Annotated in this window: 18 protein-coding genes; 5 read left to right on the top strand and 13 right to left on the bottom strand. The window is 60.3% G+C overall.

Features of this window, described 5'->3' with window-relative positions:
* Nucleotides 1-75: 75 nt before the first annotated feature.
* Both LDB05_RS06310 and LDB05_RS06305 read left to right on the top strand, forming a co-directional pair.
* A complete protein-coding gene (locus LDB05_RS06310) occupies nucleotides 76-1,128 on the top strand; it encodes a WD40/YVTN/BNR-like repeat-containing protein (RefSeq protein ID WP_226007077.1) in 1,053 nt (350 codons plus the stop codon).
* Nucleotides 1,125-1,514, top strand: a complete 390-nt coding sequence (locus tag LDB05_RS06305) for a DoxX family protein (protein WP_226007076.1) — start codon at nucleotides 1,125-1,127, stop codon at nucleotides 1,512-1,514. The genes LDB05_RS06310 and LDB05_RS06305 overlap by 4 nt, the downstream gene beginning before the upstream one ends.
* 128 nt (nucleotides 1,515-1,642) lie before the next feature.
* Here LDB05_RS06305 and LDB05_RS06300 read toward each other — a convergent pair whose 3' ends face one another.
* Nucleotides 1,643-1,912: a hypothetical protein gene (locus LDB05_RS06300; protein WP_226007075.1), complete on the bottom strand. Its 270-nt coding sequence runs from the start codon at nucleotides 1,910-1,912 to the stop codon at nucleotides 1,643-1,645.
* A gap of 56 nt (nucleotides 1,913-1,968) precedes the next feature.
* Between LDB05_RS06300 and LDB05_RS06295 the strand changes: the two genes are divergently transcribed.
* Nucleotides 1,969-5,184 carry a DUF499 domain-containing protein gene (locus LDB05_RS06295; RefSeq protein WP_226007074.1) on the top strand — a complete coding sequence of 1,072 codons (3,216 nt, stop codon included), beginning with the start codon at nucleotides 1,969-1,971 and terminating at the stop codon, nucleotides 5,182-5,184.
* A gap of 328 nt (nucleotides 5,185-5,512) precedes the next feature.
* Here LDB05_RS06295 and LDB05_RS06290 read toward each other — a convergent pair whose 3' ends face one another.
* Nucleotides 5,513-5,866 carry a hypothetical protein gene (locus LDB05_RS06290; protein WP_343232908.1) on the bottom strand — a complete coding sequence of 118 codons (354 nt, stop codon included), beginning with the start codon at nucleotides 5,864-5,866 and terminating at the stop codon, nucleotides 5,513-5,515.
* A 275-nt stretch (nucleotides 5,867-6,141) separates the two neighbouring features.
* On the bottom strand, nucleotides 6,142-6,936 hold the full coding sequence (locus LDB05_RS06285; RefSeq protein WP_226007073.1) for a CPBP family intramembrane glutamic endopeptidase: 795 nt from the start codon (nucleotides 6,934-6,936) through the stop codon (nucleotides 6,142-6,144).
* Nucleotides 6,937-7,214: 278 nt separating this feature from the next.
* On the opposite strand from LDB05_RS06285, the gene LDB05_RS06280 reads away from it, so the two are divergent.
* Entirely contained in the window at nucleotides 7,215-8,210 is a 996-nt protein-coding gene (locus LDB05_RS06280) for a restriction endonuclease (protein WP_226007072.1), read from the top strand.
* Nucleotides 8,211-8,441: 231 nt separating this feature from the next.
* On the opposite strand, the gene LDB05_RS06275 is transcribed toward LDB05_RS06280, so the two are convergent.
* The 10 genes from LDB05_RS06275 to ddh form a co-directional block, all read right to left on the bottom strand.
* The gene (locus LDB05_RS06275; RefSeq protein ID WP_226007071.1) at nucleotides 8,442-9,236 is read right to left on the bottom strand and encodes an enoyl-CoA hydratase/isomerase family protein; all 795 of its coding nucleotides are present in this window, start codon (nucleotides 9,234-9,236) and stop codon (nucleotides 8,442-8,444) included.
* 160 nt (nucleotides 9,237-9,396) lie between these two features.
* A complete protein-coding gene (locus LDB05_RS06270) occupies nucleotides 9,397-9,858 on the bottom strand; it encodes a MaoC family dehydratase (RefSeq protein ID WP_226007070.1) in 462 nt (153 codons plus the stop codon).
* A gap of 228 nt (nucleotides 9,859-10,086) precedes the next feature.
* Nucleotides 10,087-10,512: a universal stress protein gene (locus tag LDB05_RS06265; RefSeq protein ID WP_226007069.1), complete on the bottom strand. Its 426-nt coding sequence runs from the start codon at nucleotides 10,510-10,512 to the stop codon at nucleotides 10,087-10,089.
* Nucleotides 10,513-11,063: 551 nt separating this feature from the next.
* Complete coding sequence (locus LDB05_RS06260) at nucleotides 11,064-11,405, bottom strand: hypothetical protein (protein WP_226007068.1); 342 nt, start codon at nucleotides 11,403-11,405, stop codon at nucleotides 11,064-11,066.
* A gap of 751 nt (nucleotides 11,406-12,156) precedes the next feature.
* Nucleotides 12,157-12,627: a DUF7970 domain-containing protein gene (locus tag LDB05_RS06255; RefSeq protein WP_226007067.1), complete on the bottom strand. Its 471-nt coding sequence runs from the start codon at nucleotides 12,625-12,627 to the stop codon at nucleotides 12,157-12,159.
* Entirely contained in the window at nucleotides 12,624-13,466 is an 843-nt protein-coding gene (locus LDB05_RS06250) for a ParA family protein (protein WP_226007066.1), read from the bottom strand. The genes LDB05_RS06255 and LDB05_RS06250 overlap by 4 nt, the downstream gene beginning before the upstream one ends.
* A gap of 809 nt (nucleotides 13,467-14,275) precedes the next feature.
* Nucleotides 14,276-14,995 (bottom strand): cysteine dioxygenase family protein, encoded by a 720-nt coding sequence (locus LDB05_RS06245; RefSeq protein WP_226007065.1) that lies wholly within the window; start codon nucleotides 14,993-14,995, stop codon nucleotides 14,276-14,278.
* Nucleotides 14,996-15,183: 188 nt separating this feature from the next.
* A complete protein-coding gene (locus LDB05_RS06240; protein ID WP_226007064.1) occupies nucleotides 15,184-16,356 on the bottom strand; it encodes an MFS transporter in 1,173 nt (390 codons plus the stop codon).
* Between the two features lie 137 nt (nucleotides 16,357-16,493).
* Nucleotides 16,494-17,663, bottom strand: coding sequence for an acyl-CoA dehydrogenase family protein (locus LDB05_RS06235; protein ID WP_226007063.1), 1,170 nt, complete (start codon nucleotides 17,661-17,663; stop codon nucleotides 16,494-16,496).
* A 178-nt stretch (nucleotides 17,664-17,841) separates the two neighbouring features.
* Entirely contained in the window at nucleotides 17,842-18,771 is a 930-nt protein-coding gene (gene ddh, locus LDB05_RS06230; protein ID WP_226007062.1) for a D-2-hydroxyacid dehydrogenase, read from the bottom strand.
* A gap of 228 nt (nucleotides 18,772-18,999) precedes the next feature.
* On the opposite strand from ddh, the gene LDB05_RS06225 reads away from it, so the two are divergent.
* Entirely contained in the window at nucleotides 19,000-20,220 is a 1,221-nt protein-coding gene (locus LDB05_RS06225; protein WP_226007061.1) for an MFS transporter, read from the top strand.
* Nucleotides 20,221-20,238: the final 18 nt, after the last annotated feature.

The raw sequence follows: 20,238 nt of genomic DNA, 5'->3' as shown, positions 1-20,238 counted from the left end.
CCCGTTTCTGCCCCTCCCACTTAGCGTTTTACAGCTTGGTAAAACTTTATTATGAGCCCGCCGTACACGGTACGTATGACACTGTTAATCGGGACAGATGACGGTCTATACCGAGCTGAAGGTGTGCCGTTCGAACCCAGTGACCTCGAACAGGTCCTCGACTGTGAGGTCGTGACCGCCGTCAAGTCGTGGGATCACACAGAGGGCGTGTTCGTCGCGTCGTCGACGGGTGCGTATCGCTCGCTGGACGGGGGCCGGACGTGGGAGGACCTCGGCGTTCCGCTCGGCGACCGCTTCTGGCACGCCGGGCAAAGCGAGGTGTGGTCGATTCTCGCGACCGCTGATGACGTGCTCTACGCCGGAACGAACGACCCGTACATCTTCAGGTCCGTCGACGACGGCGAGACGTGGTCTGAGCTGAAGGGGTTCCGCGAACTCCCGTCTCGCGGTCACTGGGAATCACCGATCGACCCACACTACGCTCGGCTCCGAGCCCTCGAGGTCGTTCCGGGGCGGCCGGAGCAGTTGATCGCCGGCGTCGAAGCGGGCGGCATCCATCTGAGCGACGACGGCGGCCAGACGTGGACCGACCGGCGCGACACCATCGTCGACGACGTCCATCAAATCCTCCCGATCTCCGAGGACGTCTGGCTCGCGGCCACCGGCTATCTCGACCACGATCTGGAGAACCTCGGCCTCGGCCACGCTGTCGGCGAAGGCGGACTCTACCGGACGACCGACGCCGGCGACTCCTGGACGCGGCTCGACCGCGGCAGCGACTTCTCGTACATCCGACGCGTCTTCGTCCACGACGGGACCGTGTTCTTCTGCGGTGGCGAGGAGGCACCCCCGGCATGGGTCAACGACGACCACGAGGTGGCGCTGTTCGAGTCGACGAACTTCGGTCGGGACTTCGAACGCGTCTCGTTCCCGGGTGAACCCCACGAGGTCATCGAAACGTGGGACGTCTACGACGGGGACGTGATCTGTGGCTCCGGACTCTTCGACGTCCCAGACCAGCGCGACGACGTAGCGGGACGGATCATGCGTCGGATGGACACAGGTGAGTACGAGACGGTCGGCCGGGTCCCGACGAACGTCAGTCGGATCGAGGTGGTGAACGCATGACTAAGACTGAAGCAGCGGACACGCCGCCGTCGTTCCTCGGACGGGCGCTGTACGGTGGTATCCTCGCGTACATGGCCGTCGACGGGTTCAAGAGCAACGACAAACGTGTCGCTATCGCCGAGGAGAAGGGCGTCCCGATGCCCGACGTACTTGTCCCGTTCGTCACCGGTATGCTCTTCGTCGCGAATCTCGGAGTCATTCTCTGGAAGTTCCCGCGGGCGTCAGCCGGCGCGCTGATCACGTTCTTCCTCAGTACGACGCCGTTCATTCACAATTTCTGGACGATGGAAGGGAAGGAGCGACAGGGTAACAAGATCAACTTTCTCAAGAACCTCGCGCTTCTCGGCGGTGCGATCGTGCTTCTCGACGAAGCGTCAGAAGAGTAACTGGTAGCGCGTTCATTGCTGTTCTTTCTACGTACCACACCGCTCTATCGCCGTCGATCAGCGGCGCCTGACAGCAGAGCTCCGCCGGAGAGATTTCCGCTACGTCTTCGGAGTAGATTCAGAAGCACTCAGCTATCTGCGTCTAATGGGCCATCAATCACGATATTCACCTGATGTCGGGATTCGTCACTGCCAGGAATCGGATCCACTTCACCTACGTACTCTTCGTGAATTTCGACAGATTCCTCATTTGTAACTTCCTCTACGAGAGTTCTTGCTGATTCGATAGCTGCAGATTTGTTTTCCGTGAACGTGGCCTCGATCGTTCTCGGTTCGGGGCTGAGAACGTCATTCTTAGCGCTCATTAGAAGATCAACTGTTTCTCCCAACTCGCCCATGACTCCGTATTCTTGTCCAATGTTTTAATGGTAGTTCATTTCCCGTGATGAGTTACATGAGTACTGAAGGAACTCCCAATACGATCAGCGACTACGTCACGCTGAGCCAGGAACTCCGCGAGGGTAGTGGCACGATCAAGGGGCAGATTCGCCTCTACGACGTCGAGAGCGACGAAGAGACGCTCGAATCCGACGTCACGCGGTTCTTCCAACGCACGCTTCTCACTCAGGGACTGGAAGACTCGTTCAAGCGTCTGCGGGACACGCTCAACGGCGAGGATACCGACGGGACCCACGAAATGTACGGCCCCTACGGGACCGGGAAGTCCCACCAGATGGTGGCACTCTATCACGCCTTCGCCAACCCGGAGACCGTCGGCGACTGGGCCAGGGGGCGCATCGATGGGCTGGCCGAAGCACTCCCCGACTCGGCCACCCCTATCGTCGTCTCGCTGCAGAAGAGCCAGTCGGACTACCTGTGGGAACCGTTCTTCGACGCGCTGGACTACGAACCCGACGAGGACGAGTTCGACGACGGGGGCTATCCTCCCATCGACATGATTCAGGACGCAATCGGCGACCGCACGGTTGCGTTCTTGGTCGACGAACTGGAGGACTGGTTCGGGTCGCTTCAGGGACGCCGCAAGCGCGCGAACAAGGGGTTCCTCCAGGCGCTCCTGGAGACGACGTCCCGTCCGGAAACGGAACTGTTCGCCATCGTCTCCGTACTCCGGGAGGGATCGGAGGTCCACGATATCCTCTCGCGCCAGGAGACAGTCCCAGTGAACATGTCCAACCAGGTCGACATCCGGGACGTGCTCCGCCACCGCCTGGTCGGGGAGATCACCGACGAGCCCGGCGTCCGGACGCTCGTGGAGCACTACATCGAGACGTATGCCGATACGGATTACGTCGACCTCCCGGAGGGACTCCGTGAAGACATGCTCCAGACGTATCCCTTCCACCCGGAGCTTATCGACGCGCTGAAAACGCGCTACTTCGCCGAGACCGAATCCGGAGCGACTCGCGGGATGCTCTTCTTGTTCGCCAAGCTCCTGAAGGACAAACACGAGGAGACGGACCTCCTGACCCACGGGACCGTCGACGCCGTCGGGTACATCGACGAACTCACTCGCATCAACGTCGAACACGCCCGTCCTGACCGCTGTTACGACGACATCACCGACCGCCTGGCGGACGCGAACATCGGCTACGGGCGGGAGATCCTGAGTACGGTCCTGATCTACTCGCTCACGCCCGGGCTGGACGAAGGAGCGACGACGGGTGATATCATCCAGGGCACCTACCACCAGGGTGACCGAGCGAACGACATCATCGTCAACCTCGAGCGCCTGCAGGGGGAGGTCTATCACCTATGGGAGACCGACGACCGATACGTCATCCGAGAGGACGAAAATCCCCGGTCGCTCGTCCGGAATGCCGCCAGAGATATCGCTGATGACGACGCTATGGCGCTGCTGGGCGAGGACGTTGAATCTATTTTCGCCGGGAGCACGCACGCTGTGGGCTTTTCGAAAGACCTGGGATCGGTCCCTGACAGCCAGAACATCAAGCTAGTCGTCCGGAACGAACCCTGGGACGCAGACAGCGTCGCGGCAGTCATCAAGAATCAGCCGGCGGGCCGCCAATGGCGCAACTCGCTATTGTTCATCCAGCCGAGCAACGACAAGAAGATCTCGCCGAGCGACCAACAGGATAAGTTCCTCGGCAAGGCAAAGGAAGTCCTCGGTGCCGAAATCCGCAAAGACGACCCGAACCTCAGTGAGGAGATCCGTGAGGAGATCGACAGCCTGCACGACGAGTATAAAGATGAGCTTCGCTCGCGGCTGACAAGCGCCTACGGTGAGGTGATCGACGGGAACGACCTCCTGAACGAGTTCGGCTACGCGGCGGCGACGCCCATAGAGAGCATCGTTGCCGAAGAGCCGGTTCTCAACCACCGGAATATCGAACGGGCGATGGAGGCTGACCCATTCGAAATTGAACAGAGCATCTGGGCGGTCGTGCAGGACCGGTTGGACAATAGATCTTCGACGACGATCGAGGATCTCTACGAACAGTTCCTCCAGAACCCGAGGATGCCAATCCCCGGTGACAGCAACGTCGTTGTCAACGCCGTCGAAAGTGAGTTGGAAGACAAGCCAGTGCTCGCCCACGATGGAAGTGAATTCAAGCCGCAGTTCCGTAATCTGAACCAGGACACGACGCTGGTCCTCGAGTCGACTGTGGATCACTGGGGGGTTGACGAGGTCGAGGAAGAGCTGCGACGGCGCTTCAGTGGCGGCACGACCGAGGTCGACGTGGGTAATTTCGAACTCGAGCTAATGCAGGACATCGAGATCTGGATCGATGGCGACTCACATGACGCCGTGATGCGGGCAGTAGGGCGGCTGGCAGCCGAGGACAAGTCTGTCCTCGTGTCGGGCACCGAGATTATCGACATGGCTCGCTCGGACGCCACACTCCGTGACGTCTCTAATGTTACCGAGATCGGGACGGAGGAGGTCCGGTCGCAAATCGAAGCGGTGCTCGAGGCCTCGGGCGAGGCAGACACCAGCCAGGTGCTGACAGCGATCCGCGGCGACTCCGATGTGTACCTCCCGAAAGACGAGACCGAGACCGCGTTCCGTGCTGCGGTGACTGGCCTTCTCTCAGACGGTTACAAGATTAAGGATGACTGGTCGTTCCTCGGCTCATTGGGCGACCGTCATCCGACACGTGTCGTGGTCGTTCCCTGGGTCAGCGAGGAGAACGAACAACGCATCCTCGACGACATCCACGATATGGAAGACGATCGAGATTTCGATGTCGACGAGATCCAGTCGAACGCCGTCCCCGAAGAGCTCGAGTACGCGATTCGGCACTTCCTCCTGGCAAACCTGGGTGAGGATGAGCCAGCCTACGTCGTCGGCGCTACGGGATCAACCGACTCTAGCGAGTGGTTCCCCGGTGCCGGGTTCAAGACCGATGGGACTGGGCGTGAGACCTTCGAGTACGCCGGTAACAGCGTGTCCGAGCTACGTGATGAATGGCTCGAGAGCGATATCACGGGTTCGGTTAGCTACGGATCGATCTCCTACACCACCACTGACGGTACTGGCGGTCCGGGGGCATTCAACGAGATCGGATTGAGTAAGGTCCATGCCGACCTCCAGCTCGAACTAGGACAGTCACACGACACGGTCACCACGATTTTCGAGGCCTTCCCCGAATCGGCCGGGGATATCGATGTACTGATCGAGTTTGAGTGACCCGACGACTGAAATACAATCACGGATCCACCCACTCCTATGCCTGATTCACCAAGAACATGAGGTTCCAGAGCAACTCTGTGTCGTCGGGTTAGCGTCCGTCTTCGAGTGACTGAGGTCGGAACCAGGGAGAGGAGGCAACTATCGGCTACGCCAGGAACCCGATACAGGTCTGCCGATGTTCTGCTGTTTGCGCGGGCCGGTGCTGCGTCGTTGGCGGCCTCGACGCCGAGATCTCGAGACTACCTTCGATGAATTCGATCCACAATTCTTCGTGCTGTTTTGGCTTTCGGGTATCACGTATCGATTCGTGTTGACGGAAGCCGGATCACTCGACGAATAGGTCTCTCAGCCGGGACAGTGGTCCCTCCGGGAACAACTGAAAGAACACGGCCCGTACTAGGACGAGTCCTCCGAGTATCCTTCCGAACACCAGCACAAAGATCGATGGGGAAACACCGCCCGTTTCCGCCAGGTGGTGAACGTATAGGGTCGCAACGACCCACCACAGGGTGTACACGGTGAGGGCTCCGAGGACGAACGAAGCGAAGATCCGAGTCACCGCCGTGTCACCGGGCCGGATCCGATCGCCGGAACCGAGAACTGCGGAGCCGAGTCGAATTCCGTGTGCCACCACACCGATCAAAACGGAAAGGGAGAGAAGACCGGGAACGAGTATCACTGCCGGGTACCAAAGCCGTCCGGGGACGATCTCGAAAAGAATCGGCCGTTCGTTGATTATACCGGCCGTCAAGAGAATTGCGAGGACGGCGAGGACTGGTTCGGCTATTCGTCTTTTAATCGGGCTCTCGAGGTGGAGGGGGAATATAATATATATATCTAACTATTTATTTGAAAATAATAAATTCACCTCCTGAATCGATGTCATCGAATTCCTGAGCGATGATCGTGATCTCTGATAGAAATCCGTGTCTGGCGAACTACTGCTCCACACCGCTACGACGCACGGTATCCGGAGAACGATTTCCGGGACAGTGTCGGCGTATCGAGAACTGCGATGGCAATCGCAGCAACGCCGAACGCGAGCACGCCGGCAGCACCCACGGGGCTTGCGACCAGCTCCTCGAGAGCCGCCCCATCCGCGGTCGCGTACACGACGACGAGACCAGCCGACCCGTTGAACACACCATGGAGAAGCGCTGCGGCGAGCACGGACTTCGCACGCACGACGACGTAGGTGTAGACCGGCGAAAAGGAGAGACACGCGACCGTCATGGCGAGAACACCGATATAGGGGAACGATGGGTAGTTGTACCCGGCGACGATCACGGGCGTATGCCAGATGCCCCACAGCGCACCGATCGCGAACGACGCCTTCCAGAAACCCCACGGTGCGAGTTCCCACAGGAGGTAGCCGCGCCAGCCGAACTCCTCTCCGAACGCAAAGATCGCGTTGACCGTGGCCCCGAGAACAAGTGCGAGTCCGACCGCTACCGCGACGCCGAGGAGGCCCGGCGGTAGTTCGAAACCCGGAATCGGGGTGGCGGTCGGATCGAAGTCCACCCCGGGGACTGCGAGGGCGAATGCGAGGGTCAGACCGATGAGTGGCAGCGCGACCACGGCCGCTATGGCAAGCCATCGGAGCCGGCCCCGTCGAAGCCCGACATCCGACAGTCGGATGTCCCGGGAGAGGCAGACTGCAAGGCCAGCGACCATCGGTGAGAACATGTAGGCCGGTGCGAGTGCAATCGGGCTCACGTCCAGACTGTCTGAGATAAGGACGAGTGCCACGGCAGCGACGAGCAAAATACCGACGAAGAGTCCGATCCGACCGCTATCGGGATCAGTCACCGAAATCACCCTGGAACACACCGCCGGAGAAGGATGTTTCACTCGCGTCGAGCGCGGTCCAGCAGGAATGCTGGCAACTCGGCGCCATCATGTCGAACTTCTAAACAATGCAGATATATAATAGTACCTGCACTGGTCGGACGACGTTTCGAGGTCTGCCGGTACAGCAGCCGGTATGCGAAATCTTTTGCTACCGTGACGACGATGCTCACAGCGTTATGGATACGGGAGCAGCGATGTCTTCTATTTTGCAGATCCTCCAGCAGTTGGACGGTCACGAGTTCGAGCACTTCATCGCTGATCTCTGGTCTCGCCGCGGCTGGTCCACCGAAGTAACGGCCCAATCGGGCGACAAAGGGATCGACGTTATCGCCACGAAAGCGTTCCCGTATCCGAAGAAGAGCCTCATCCAGACGAAACGATATCGCGATGGTAACTCCGTCTCCGGCCCCGAGTTACAGAAATACGCGTCGCTGAAGCAGCGGGAGAACGTCGACGAAGTCGTCATCATCACGACGAGCGGATTCACGAACCAGGCCGAAGTCATCGCCGACGATTTCAACATCAAGTTGATAGATGGGGGAACGCTGCAGCGATTAGTCGGAGAGATGTCCGCCGAAGACCTCGTCGCGACCTACGCGGACGGGACCGAAATCACGGATCGTTCGTACACCGAAACCATCAGCGCATTCGAATCAACGCCGCCGACGACTATCGTCGCCGAATGTGACCTCTTCAGAGCGGAGCTCGTCGGATACGAGTGGGTGACGTCGTCGGATCCGGCCGTAAGAAAACCGAGCGAATTCGACGGACCGTTCTTCGCGTTCGAATTCACGAACCTCGTCGATTACGATCTCTCCCTGCACCCCTGGGAGGATTTCACCGTCTACGACGACCGCGGCCGGACGTACACCCAAGCGATGCGATTCTCGAGGAACAGCTATTTTCCGGGCGACTGGCAGGTCAAACAGCCTATAATTCCAGCTGCGAGGAACGCCAAATTCGCGTTCTACGTCGACGGCGTCGCGGGCGAGGTCTCCAACATCCGATTTCGAAACAATACGCACCTGCTGCTCGACGATTACGACCGGGAATCGGACGAGTTTTCCACGGCGGACTTACTGCGGAAGGTAGAGTGGATGATGTACCTCTCCGAAGAACGGAAGGCGGAGATCTCGGACCTCCCACCGGAACTGGCGGCAGCCGTTACGTGATTAGTAGCAGAACGATTCGGTGACTGAGAGCTTCGAGGGGCTACTCCACGGAACTCGGACGTAGTCGTACGATACGGCGAGGGACGAAATTCGAACACTGTCGAAGAATGCGCAACTACGAGGTTCGATGCTGGTCGGATCTGCTGTCCAAGCCGCTTCGTTTACAGGAGAGCGAGAGGACGGCGTAAGATCATGGAACGCCGTAAACGGACGTCTGTGGTCCCCCTCCGCTCACGGTTTGTCGGTCTCGTGCATCCACTCGAGGGCGGCCTGCAGCCCCTCCTCGTCCCGAATTTCGCGAAACCGTTCCGCAGACGAGGATTCCATGGTGAGTGCGCCGACGTACTCGTCGACGCGGCCGTACCGTCTGAACCCCTGGGTTTCCTGCACGTCGTTGAGCATGTCTTTCGCGATCGCAACGGCCGTACTCGGGGTCTTTTTGATCGCGGCCACTTCCGTCTCGACGGTTGCGTCCAGTTCTCCCTCGGGGACGACCCGATTGACCAGTCCCATCTCGGCGGCGGTGGTTGCGTCGACGGTCTTCCCCGAATAGAGCAGTTCCCGGGCGTCTTTCAGGGAGTTCGTCACGAACGGCAGCACGAACTTCGGCGGGGGTTCGCCGAAGTGCATGTCGGGATAGCCGAACTCGGAGGGCTCCGTCGCGAAGGTGAGATCACAGCAGATCGCGAGGTTGCACCCGCCGGCGATTGCAGTCCCGTCGACCGCCGCGATGACCGGGAGCCGCGACGAAAAGATCGCTTCGAGGTGAGTCCGCTGGTCGAGGATACGGTCGTCGGTCGGTTTGTCGGTCTCGGCTTCGCTGATGTCGTAGCCCGAGGAGAAGGCTCGGCCGTTGCCGCTCAGGACGACGACTCGAACCTCGTCGGCGGCTTCGGCGCGTTCGATCGCATCCTCGAGTTCGCGCAGTAACGGTGGATTCAACGCGTTGAGGGCCTCGGGGCGATCCAGTGCGATTCGGGCTACGCCCTCGTCTACAGCGTACTCGAGACAGTCATACGTTCCCATACAACACTCATTCCGAGCCATCCACATATACCGTTGGGCGCCTCTCAGCGACGGAGCAGCGATTCCGAACGAGGAACGGATGCGCTCTCAGTCGGGATGGCTCAGTCCACGATACGATCAGCTTTCGTTCGTGGCAGCGCTGGAACGGGAGCGGGTGAGGCTAGTCCGCCGCGTCTATTCGACGGACGATATTGTGCGAGAGGATCGACATCACTTCTTCATCGACATCGTTGACGACGCTGCGACGGAAATCGACGTAACCGCGATCGGATCGGCTCGTCGAGGGTGTCTTTCCGACGACTTCGACCCGAACCCGCAGCGTCTCACCGGGGCGGACCGGCTCGTGCCAGCGCAGGTCGTCCATCCCGAGGCCGCCCATATTCGCGATATCGACCTCGCCGTTGACGATCTCCGTAACGAACAAGCGGACGGACAAACAGAGTGTATGGAGGCCGCTGGCGACCAATTCTCCGAACATCGAATCTCGGGCGGCCTCCTCGTCGAGATGGAACGGCTGCGGGTCGAACTGCTCGGCGAACTCGATGATCTCTTCTTTGGTGACCGTGTATCCGCCGGTTTCGTAGGTCTCACCGATCTCCAAATCCTCGTAGTACCGTGGCATACCACGTGAATTGCTAACGAATGGTGTAAAACATCCGGTCTGTGACGTGACGAGACCCCACTATCCACGAGAAGGTGGCGTAGAGATTCAGGTATCGGTGATCGGGTTATGAGAATCGGTTTCCCGTACCGTTAGAGTGCTCCCCAACCTCGCCGGCCATCCGACACAGCGAGAGACTTGGGCCCACGCGAACCTGCATCGGGACCAGTGGTCAGGCGCAGAGACGAGTCAGCGGACCACCGTCACCGGGACTGGCGAGCGCCGCGTCACGGTCTCAGCGACACTGCCGAGAAGAACACGCGCTGGCCCGGTGCGGCCGTGACTTCCGAGAACGACGTGATCCACGTCATGCTCCGCAATATACGCGGTAATCGTGCGCGCTGGGTTCCCCATTTCGAGCGCAGTGTCGACCTCGACCCCACGGTCAGCGGCGGTCTCGCTCGCTCTCTCGAGGATATCCGTCCCTCGTTTGCGAATCTGCTCGCGATATTCGTCACTGTAGAGGAATCCTTCGTCGCCGTACAGCGAGGTTCGATCGAACTGAACGACGTGGAGCACGGTGATTCGTTCGTCAGGGTACTCTTTAACGGCGTATTCGAGCGCTTTCGTCGATTCGTCCGAATTGTCGACTGGAACGATGATATGGCGTGCCATACTAGAGATTAGCTCTCATTCTATATATCCGCACTCATCTGCCAGATAGCCGTCTTATTCGCTGGCCACACCGCTCTCAGTGTCGAAGTAGAGAGAACCCACGTCGCATCTCTTTCGCTTCGATACGAGAATCGGACGTTCGAACGACCGCTTCGCTATTGTCTAAGAGACGGGCAGCTGCAGTGAAGCCCTGTCGTCGAGACAGTACTTCACCAGTGCCACGCTGTCTACCGTGTGGCGCGAGATAATCGTGTTTTCCATCGGGCGTGAGACCTGCATCTGCACAGAGTCGACGCGGGATCCGCCGACGCCGTCAGTATCGAGGAAGGTAACATCAGTTCGTACTCACGACGGTCACCGAAGATTTCGATTTCGCCAGCGCAACCACGACGAACGTCTCGATTTTTCCAGTTACCACATGTATTCGTTCTGTAGTCCCGTCGAAGCGTTTCGTAGAGCGTTGGGAGATGAAACGTCGAAAACATGGTTAGTCATCGGGGGGAGGATTGAACGATTCTTTGTATCGCCGTATTTGGTTTATCACCACTCCGTCAGTGAGCGATCGAATCAGTCTTGCTTCTCGAGAGGACGGCCTTCGTCCCGTCCGCGAAGGAGACGTCAGTCCACCGGAGTCCAGTACAGCGATTGGCTTCCGGATCAGCGAAAATTTCGTCCCCGCGGATACGGGAACAGCACAGGACGGAGACGAGCGTTCGGTAACCCGTTGATCGCACCCAGCCGTACCCATCGGCAGCATCGTAGGCGAGTGAATCGACGTGACATGTGATCAACAGCCGGTGTTCGTCGGTCCAGGCCTGCCGATCCCCCGATCGGCGCCCATCGTTTTCGGGAAGTGTTTCCTTCGCAACGGTAGCTGTGCGTGTTCGCCTCAAGGAACCCCTCACGAACGCACCAACCGATAGGACTGACCAGCACGCAATAGTCTGAACCGTTTCCGGGGCGAAACCCCTAGGGGTCGCGGGCGTACCATCGGAACGTTCGTTCGTCCGGGTCGTCGAACGTTTCCCCGACTGGAAGTCTGCCTCGAGCCATTCGAGGAAGGCGTCGACACAATGCTCGAAATTTCGCCGACAGTTCCCACTTTCCCCACCGCCCTTCGATTTCGATCGAAGGAGTTCCTCGAGTGAACTAGCGACCGGTGTCGTTTCGGATGTCACGATCGATCGGCCTCGAGAGTCGAGTTTCTGCTGTTCCATCGGTCGGGATCCACGGGGTACGGAGTCTGATAGAGCCGTATTTGATTATCGAGCCGGTCAAGTGTTCGACTCTACGGCTAATTCGGTGGAATCCGAGAAAAATACCGGTAGCACGCTAGCAGCGCACACATAAATCACATATGGCTATATAGAATGTTGCTCGGTACTGGGTGTGACTAGAGGGACGCAACGGGACTGTGATGCGTGGTTTCGACAAACCAGTGAGCGGGAACTGGTTCAAATCCCCTCCAAATCCTTGGTTCCGGTCGTGGTAACAACGATCTCGGCGACTCACTGAGATTAGTACCAGTGATGCAGATCGAAAAACAGATCTTCGATCGAATCGAGCTGTTTTCTACCCGATTCCTGTCTCCGTCTACAGTAGCGTCTTTCCCACTACGTCCGATTCGAGATCGGAGTCGGGTGATCAGTCGACCGATTCGAACCCCCACGCTTCGAGTCGGTCGACGACTTCGTCGACGTTGTGCATCGCCGCTTCGTAGGCCGCCTCCCGGACGTCGGTCTTCGAAACGTCGGTCCCGAGTTCGTCGCCAACTGCATCGACGAACTCGTCCTCCGCTTCGAGCATGAAATCCCGGAGATAGAACTGGACCATTTCGCGGTCCTGTTTGACGTTATCTCGAACGTAGACCCACGGAACGCCGCTATCGGTAGCACCGTCCTGTGGCGGCTCCCCGACGATCGCCTCGGTCGACCGATCTTCACTGCTAGCGGTTTGACCACCGTCATCGGCGGTTTCCCCTCGAGCCGTCCCGTCCTCGGTATCAGAGCGAGGCGGTTCGGTATCCAATTCGTCGTCGGGCTGTGACGCTTCACCCGCGTCATCGTCTTCGTCTCGCACATCCGCGAACGGATCGCTACCGGATCCCTTCTTCATTCCTCACTCACCTCCTCGATTTCGGTCGCCAGTCGGTCGATTTTGTCGAGCGTTTCGCTCTCGTGATCGCGTCGTCGGTCGCGGTGTTTCGCGACGTAGTATCGCGGTGTACACTGCTGGTCCCAGCAGCCTTCGAAGAGCGACGATCGCTCGCGGATCGCGACCGGCGCGGGATAGCCCCGATCCCGAATTTCGGTCAGATATCTGTCCTGGTCGGACGTCCTACCGATGCCGTTCGGAACGGCCGAGAGAACACCGATTTCGGCTTCCAGTCGCTCCTGGAGCCCGTCGACCAGCTCTTCCAATCCCAGAACGCTTTGCATTCCCTTGCCAGTCGGCTCGACCGGGATCACCAGACTTCGGGTGGCCGAGACGGCGTTGTAGAGATGCGGGCCCGCCGTCGCCGGCGGATCGACGACGAGGACGTCGTACTCCTGTGGAACGCTGGACTCGAGGAGTACCTGTCGGAGGCGGTCGTACGGGTCGAAGTCGTCACCCTCGCCGAGATCGTCGGCCATCTGCTGTGCGCGGTTGAGGAGATCTTCGAGGCTCTCGAGCATATTGTGACTGGGGATGAGGTCGAAGCCGTACTCCGTTTGGTAGATGAGATCCTCGAGTGGGCCTTTCGGTCGATCGATCAGGTGGCGAACGATATTATCCGCTTGACTGTCGTCACGGGGTGCGTCGATATCGAGGAGATAGGTGAGCGACCCGTTCTGCTGGTCCATATCGATCGCGAGGACGTCGAGCCCGTGGTTCGCGTGGGACTCGAGCAACGCCGCGCCGATCGTCGATTTCCCGACGCCGCCGGCCTCCGAGTACGTCGTGTACGTGAGCATGCGTATGGGTTAGCCTTCCCGAATATAATACTTCACCACATGTACCGAGTAGGAATTTCAGTTGGCCTAACCGAATAGGCTAATCGACTGGTTTGGTATTCGTGTTGCTGTGGGGGTTAGCTGCTCGAGATCGATTCTAATCCCGCATGAAGAGATAGGGGATTGAATAGCCTACCTAGTTAGCCTAACTGAATAGTATGTATAGACAATCTAACCTGTGGATGGGAAGCGGATTAGACTGAGGGTGCACTCGAGCAGTCGACTTGGGCGGCTCGCCTACATATTCGAACTATTTCACTAGATCAACCGTACAGTTCTACTAGACAACATAATTAGATAGCTAGTTTAGTTAGGTCATTTGATTAGCCTAACTAGCCAGCCTAATTAGTGAGTCGGAACCCGCGAATTTTCGCTCCCCACACAAGTATGCCTAAAAGAAGACCTAACTGATTGGACTAACTAAATAGGCTAAACAAAGGGGCTAACAAGATGGATGGCTCGGTAGTGTTCCGTAAGAAATCACACCAAGGAAGCGTTCGGATACGCTCGCTTTACTGACCAACACAGCAATGATGAATAGCCATTCGAATAGCCTAACCAAACAGCCCAACCACATAGCCTAATTGCACCGCTCGCACGGAACCACGGAATAGCTATGAGACCGATTGCACGCATACTCAGGCAGTCTACCCGAGGCATCATCCCCGTTCGAAAAGACGGAACACCAGCGAGTAGCTTTGCTGATCCGACCAGTTACGATTCGTGACGATAGTGGTACAGAGCTAGTCCACTACCGTCCCAGTCACTCTTCAGTCATGAACGTGGTCGTGTCGGTGGTCGTCCGCATCATGGTGTCCATGACCGACCGCCGGTGTGTCCAGTACGTCGTCGCACGCGACGTTCGTGTATCCCGAGTGGAAGAGCTCGACCGTCCCACCGTCGGCGTCGAACGCGTGCCGTTCGATGCAGCCGACGTCCGCTCCGAGCAGGTGGACGCTCACGCTGGGTTCGTCCGACGTCGTCTCCACCGAGTGAATGTCGTTGTTCGGCGGAACCAGTTCGTAGTAATCTCCTCGTTCCATCCGATCCGTCCGGATTCGCTCGAGTTCCGCCTCGCCCTCGTCAGTGGTCCCGTCGTCGACGCGACGATAGAAATCCTCCCGCTGGGTCCCCCCGTAGATTCCGACGAGTCCCCACGCCAGATGATCGTGCACCGGCGTCGACGCACCAGGCGGCAGGACGAGGGTGAACAACGACAGTTTGTTCCCCTCCCGGTACAACAGCCACTGCGCGATATCGTCGCCCATATTGCCGCTGTCCTCCTCGTCGTCGGCGGGAAGCCGTTGATATCGCTCGTCGAGCCAGTCGTCGTCCGCCAGGAGCGCCTCGAAGGGTTCAGACAGTGCCTTGAGCAACGCCGGAATCTCGTCGTGTTCGTTCGCTGTTTCTTTGACCGTGTCGACGAAGTCGCGCACCCGGTCGGTGTCGTAGACGAATTCCGGTTCGGGATCCACGTTTGGTGACGTCATCGTATATGTTTCTTGTGAGCAATAGGCATAAGGTCACCCCTCGCTCGAGTGGCGAAGCGGTTTCGGCACTGCCGGGGACAACTCACAGGGATCGTGAGTATCGGGGTCGAAATCTCGAGACGGTGGGGCCGCGAGAGACATGCCGGGATTATTGGGAGAAAGAGAGTGCGGATCGATAGGAGAGACGGTCAGTACCCGAGATCGAACGCCCAGTTGACGGCGAGCAAGACGGCGACGAACGACAGCAAGAGCATCAACATGCCGAACGACGCCGCCCAGCCGTAGGTGTCGGCGAAGAATCCGACTGCGACCGAGCCCAGCGAAGCGACCGACAAATACGTCGTCCGAACGAGTCCAAAGCCGGCACCCCGCTCCTGGTCGGTCATGTTGTCCATGAAGCGAGGCTCCACGGCGACTGCCCAGCTCAATCCGTTTGCGATCAGCACGACGCCGCCGACGATGCCGACGACCCCGGGAACGGCAACGAACAGGGCGAGCCCCCCGACGCTGGCGACCATGCAGCCGAAGGTCGTCACGTCACGGCCGAACCGATCCGACATCGCGCCGATACCGGGTTTGACGATCGACTGCACGACGAAGTATGCGGAGAAGACGACGCCGGCAGTCGTCGGCGATTGGCCGCGGTGTTCGACGAGAAACGTCGGCAGGAACGAGGCCGTTCCCTGCCAGACGAACGCACCGACCGAGGCGATGACGACGGTGAACGCGATCTCGGGCTTCCCGAGAATCGCCGTGACCTCCCGGAGTTCCAACCGCTCCCGGAGGGGCTGATCTGGGCGGTGTGGCTCGATCGGGCGGACACGCCAGAGGAACAACAGAAAAATCGGCGCAGCGATCACCGCGCCGAACGCGACGGCAGGGCGCCAGCCGTACCGGACGCTGATCCACGCGACGGCGACCGGTGCGATCAGTCCCGCGGCGGACGAGCCGATCGTGTGAACGCCGATGGCGAACCCGAGATTCTCGTAGGTCCGGTCCAGAAGCGTCGTCGCCGCGCTGTAGTGAAGTCCGGCGACACCGCCGAGGACGATCAGAGCGAGCACGAACAGCGCGTAGAACGGCGACACTGCGAGGAGGAGGCTCATCACAGTCGTTCCGCCGACGGAGATCAGGACAATCGATCGCTCGCCGAATCGGTCGGCGAGGATCCCGCTCGGAAACTGCATCAGCGCGTAGGCCATCCACATTCCCGTGAGTGCGATCCCGATGACGGTGTTCCCGATCCGAAAGTCGTCGGTGATGGCGGGCACGACCGGACTAACAGCGAGCCGAGCGACCATCGTCGCGAAGAACGCGAACGTACAGAGCGTGAGGACCGTGTGCCTGTACTCCCATCTCATCGTGCCTCGCGCATCGACCTGAACATGGATGTATCCTCTCGATTGGATACAATGAGTGTGAATTTTCCGGCAAACTGACCCTCCTTTCGACAGCGAAAGCGACCGCGGTGAGAACGATTACGCAGCGAAGCCGATGATCAGTACGACTTCGGCAGCCCGAGAACGTGTTCGGCGATGTAGTTCTTCACCATTTCGTTGGAGATCGGTGCGATGACGTTGATCATGGTCTCCCGCCAGTAGCGCTCGACGTCGTACTCGCTCGCGTATCCCATCCCCCCGTGAGCCCGGACCGCACGCTCACACGCCTCGAGTGCGTCCTCGCTCGCGCGAAGCTTGACCGCGTTCGCCTCGGCACCGCAATCGCGGTCGGTATCGTACAGCCACGCCGCTTTGCGGACCATCAGTTCGTCCTGCTCGAGTTTCGCCCACGAATCCGCGAGCGGATGTTGGACGGCCTGATAGGAGCCGATCGGGTTGTCGAAGACGACCCGATCGTCGGCGTAGGCGGCCGCTTTCTCGATCGCCGCCTGTCCGACGCCGACGGCGTTCGAGGCGAGCGCGATCCGTTCGGTGTTCGCGAATCGGAGGAGATAGCGGAACCCGTCGCCCTCCTCGCCGATTCGGTCCTCCGCAGGGATGCGGAAGTCGTCGAACCACACCTCGTTCGAGTCCGATGCCCCCCGCCCCGCTTTCGGGATCTCCGCGACGTCGACGCCATCCGCGTCCCGATCGAAGTCGGTAAAGAAGAGCGTGAGACCGCCGAACCGGTCGCTTCCCTCTCGGGCCTCGGTTCGAACGAGCAGCATGATCACATCCGCCTCCTGCGCCTTCGACGTCCAGATCTTCTGCCCGTTGACGGCGTACTCATCGCCCTCACGTCGGGCGGTCGTCTCGATTCGGGAGGTGTCCGTCCCCGCGTTGGGTTCGGTCACGCCCGTACAGACCTGCACCGACCCTTCGGCGATCTTCGGGAGGTACCGCTCCTTGTGGTCGTCGTCCGCGAACGCCACGAGCGGTTCCGTACTGAACGTGTGATGGGCGGTGATCGAGGTGCCCGCCATCCCCGCCCCCGACCGCGCGATCTCCTGCTGGACCAGCGACGCCTCCTGAACGCCGTATCCCTGGCCACCGTACTCCTCGGGGATCGTGATGCCACACCAGCCGTCGGCGGCGAAGGCCTCGAAGAACTCGGCCGGGTACTCGTGGTTCAGATCGCACTCGCGCCAGTACTCGTCGCCGAACTCGTCACAGAGCTCTCGTACCTGTGACCGGATCAGCCGCTGTTCGTCCGACAGCTCGAAATCCATGCCTGGTAGTATCCACCATACCAGCTAAACGTTTCCCCCGCCACCGGGTTCGATCGGCTCGCCAGCTCGAGCGAGTGAAAATTCGTCCTCGAGCGAGGCCGAACCGGCTGATCGGGACGTCGCCTTCCGATATCGACCGATCGGTCCGCCAGCATCCGATATTGATCGTCTGATCGGGTCAAACCACCTGATTCGACAGCGCCTCCCCGCGCTCGAGGCGACCGACGTTCTCGCGGACGATGTCGCCCACGTCGCGGTAGTAGTCGCGGGTGTAGGCGGCCGCGTGCGGCGTGACGATCACGTCGTCCATGGTCCACAGTGGGGAGTCCTCGGGCAACGGTTCGGTTTCGAAGACGTCGAGTGCGGCACCGGCGATGTCGCCGGCCGCCAGGGTTTCGACGAGTGACGGTTCGTCGACGACCGCACCGCGAGCGACGTTGACGAAGTAGGCGTCGTCGCGCATGGCATCGAATGCCGCCGCGTCGAAGAGGCCGCGCGTCGCGTCGGTCAACGGAACGGTGACGATCACGAACGCCGCGTCGGCGATCGCCTCGTGGAGGTCGTCGACGGCGTACATTCGATCGAATTCGGGGAGAGAATCGTCGGACCGCCTGACGCCGACCGGCTCGACGCCGAGCGCCCCCACGATGTCGGCGACGCCGCGACCGAGCGTTCCCGTGCCGACGATACAGGCCGTGGTGCCGGGCAGCGTGAACGCGTCGTCCCACGCGGGACGCTCCCAGCGCCGTTCCGTCGCGCTGGCGATCTGATCGTGGAGCCGACGAGCGAACGCCAGCAGATAGCCCGCGACGGTCTCGCCGATCGTCCGCCCGTGAATGCCGGTGCTGTTGGTGAGCGCGACGCCCTCGTCAGCGAGGGCCTCGAGCGGGAATCGATCGATGCCCGCCTGCGTCGAGTGGATCCATTCGACGTCGAGCAAGGATTCGAAGTAGTTGCGCGTGACGACCGCATCACAGTCCGCGATTCCGGCTTCGTCTACGACCGACACCTCGATCTGGAGATCGGAGAGGTAGCCGACGAGTTCTGCCGGGGGAAAGATCGCGTCGACGGACTGCTGAACACCGAGCCGCTCGAGTTCGAATGTCATCACGTATCACATGAGGGGTGACCGCTTCAACTTTCGGACGGGGGAGTCCGAAGCGGAGGGTACGACCGGTCACACGGCGTTATCGAGGGGGCCTCGCGTGGCGGACCGACGACCGGCCGCTTGGTGAACCGAGCGACCGTCTTCGCGGCTGATCGAGCGCCCGACCGATCGACGCGTCGTTTCGATAGAACAGAATCCTTATCATCGCTACCACGGTATCGATTTCTCGTGGAAACGACTCCCTCGGAGCGGCTTTCCGCGGCCAAGAGCGGCGCGGTCGATCTCTGGAGCGGGGGACGCGGAAAGGTACTCACTGCGGTCGCCGGCGGCTGGTTCCTCTCGATCGGCGTCCGGATGATCTACCCGGTGATGCTCCCGTATCTGCGGTCCGCCTACGGACTCGACCTGACGACTGCCGGCCTCTTGTTGACGACGCTGTTCCTCGCGTACGCGCTGGGCCAATTTCCGGGCGGGATTCTCGCGGATCGCTTCGGAGAGCGGATCACACTCTCGGCGAGCGCGGTGATCTCCGCGATCACGCTGACGCTCGTCGTCACCGCCCGCTCCTCGATCGTCCTCTTCGCCGCGACGGCGCTGTTCGGATTCGGCACCGCGCTGTACGCGGTCGGCCGGTATACCGTGCTCCCGCGGCTGTACTCCGACCGGCTCGGCGCTGCCAACGGCGTGACGGCCGCGTCGCAGGACGCCGGGCAGTCGGTCCTCCCGCCGATCGCCAGCGTGATCGCGGCGATCACCCTCTGGCAGTACGGATTCGGCTTCGCGGTGCCGCTGTTCCTCCTCTCCGCCGTCGCTCTCTGGATGATCGTCCCGACGCACCCTCCGGACTCGTCCGACGAAGACGAGGGATTTGGCGTCGATACGCTCCGAACGCTCGGCACGGAGTTCCGCAAGCCGTCCGTCGTGTACGCGACGGCAGTGCTCGTTCTCGGTCTCCTCGTCTGGCAGGCGTTCACGAGCTTCTACCCGACGTATCTCGTCGACGAGAAAGAGCTCTCGACGACCGTCGCGAGCCTCCTGTTCGGGGCGTTCTTCGCGCTCGGAATACTCATCAAACCGCTCGCCGGCGCGGCGTACGATCGATTCGGCATCCGGCGCTCCTTGACGATCGTCGCGACCGGCCCGACCATCGGCCTCATCGCGCTCCCCTTCGCAAGCGGCCTCTGGAGCCTCGTCGCCGTAACGGCGCTCGTGAGCACGCTGCTCGGGTTCGCGACGGTCGTCGAGCCGTCGTTGCTCCGCTCTCTGCCCGAAGACGTGCGCGGAACGGGGTTCGGCGTGCTGCGATCCGTCGCCTTTACGATCGGCGCGACGAGTCCGGCGCTGTTCGGTGCTGCGGCCGACCGCGGGTTCTTCGACGAGGTCTTCGTACTCCTGGCCCTCCTGGCGGGCGGGATGATCGTTCTGGCGTTCCGGATCCCAGAGCGCTGAGGCGCCAACCGCCAGCGG

It is taken from the genome of Natrinema salinisoli (assembly GCF_020405205.1).
GTDB lineage: Archaea > Halobacteriota > Halobacteria > Halobacteriales > Natrialbaceae > Natrinema > Natrinema salinisoli.
Note: the sequence above shows the minus strand (reverse complement) of the source record. Positions and strands in the feature narration are given on the sequence as shown.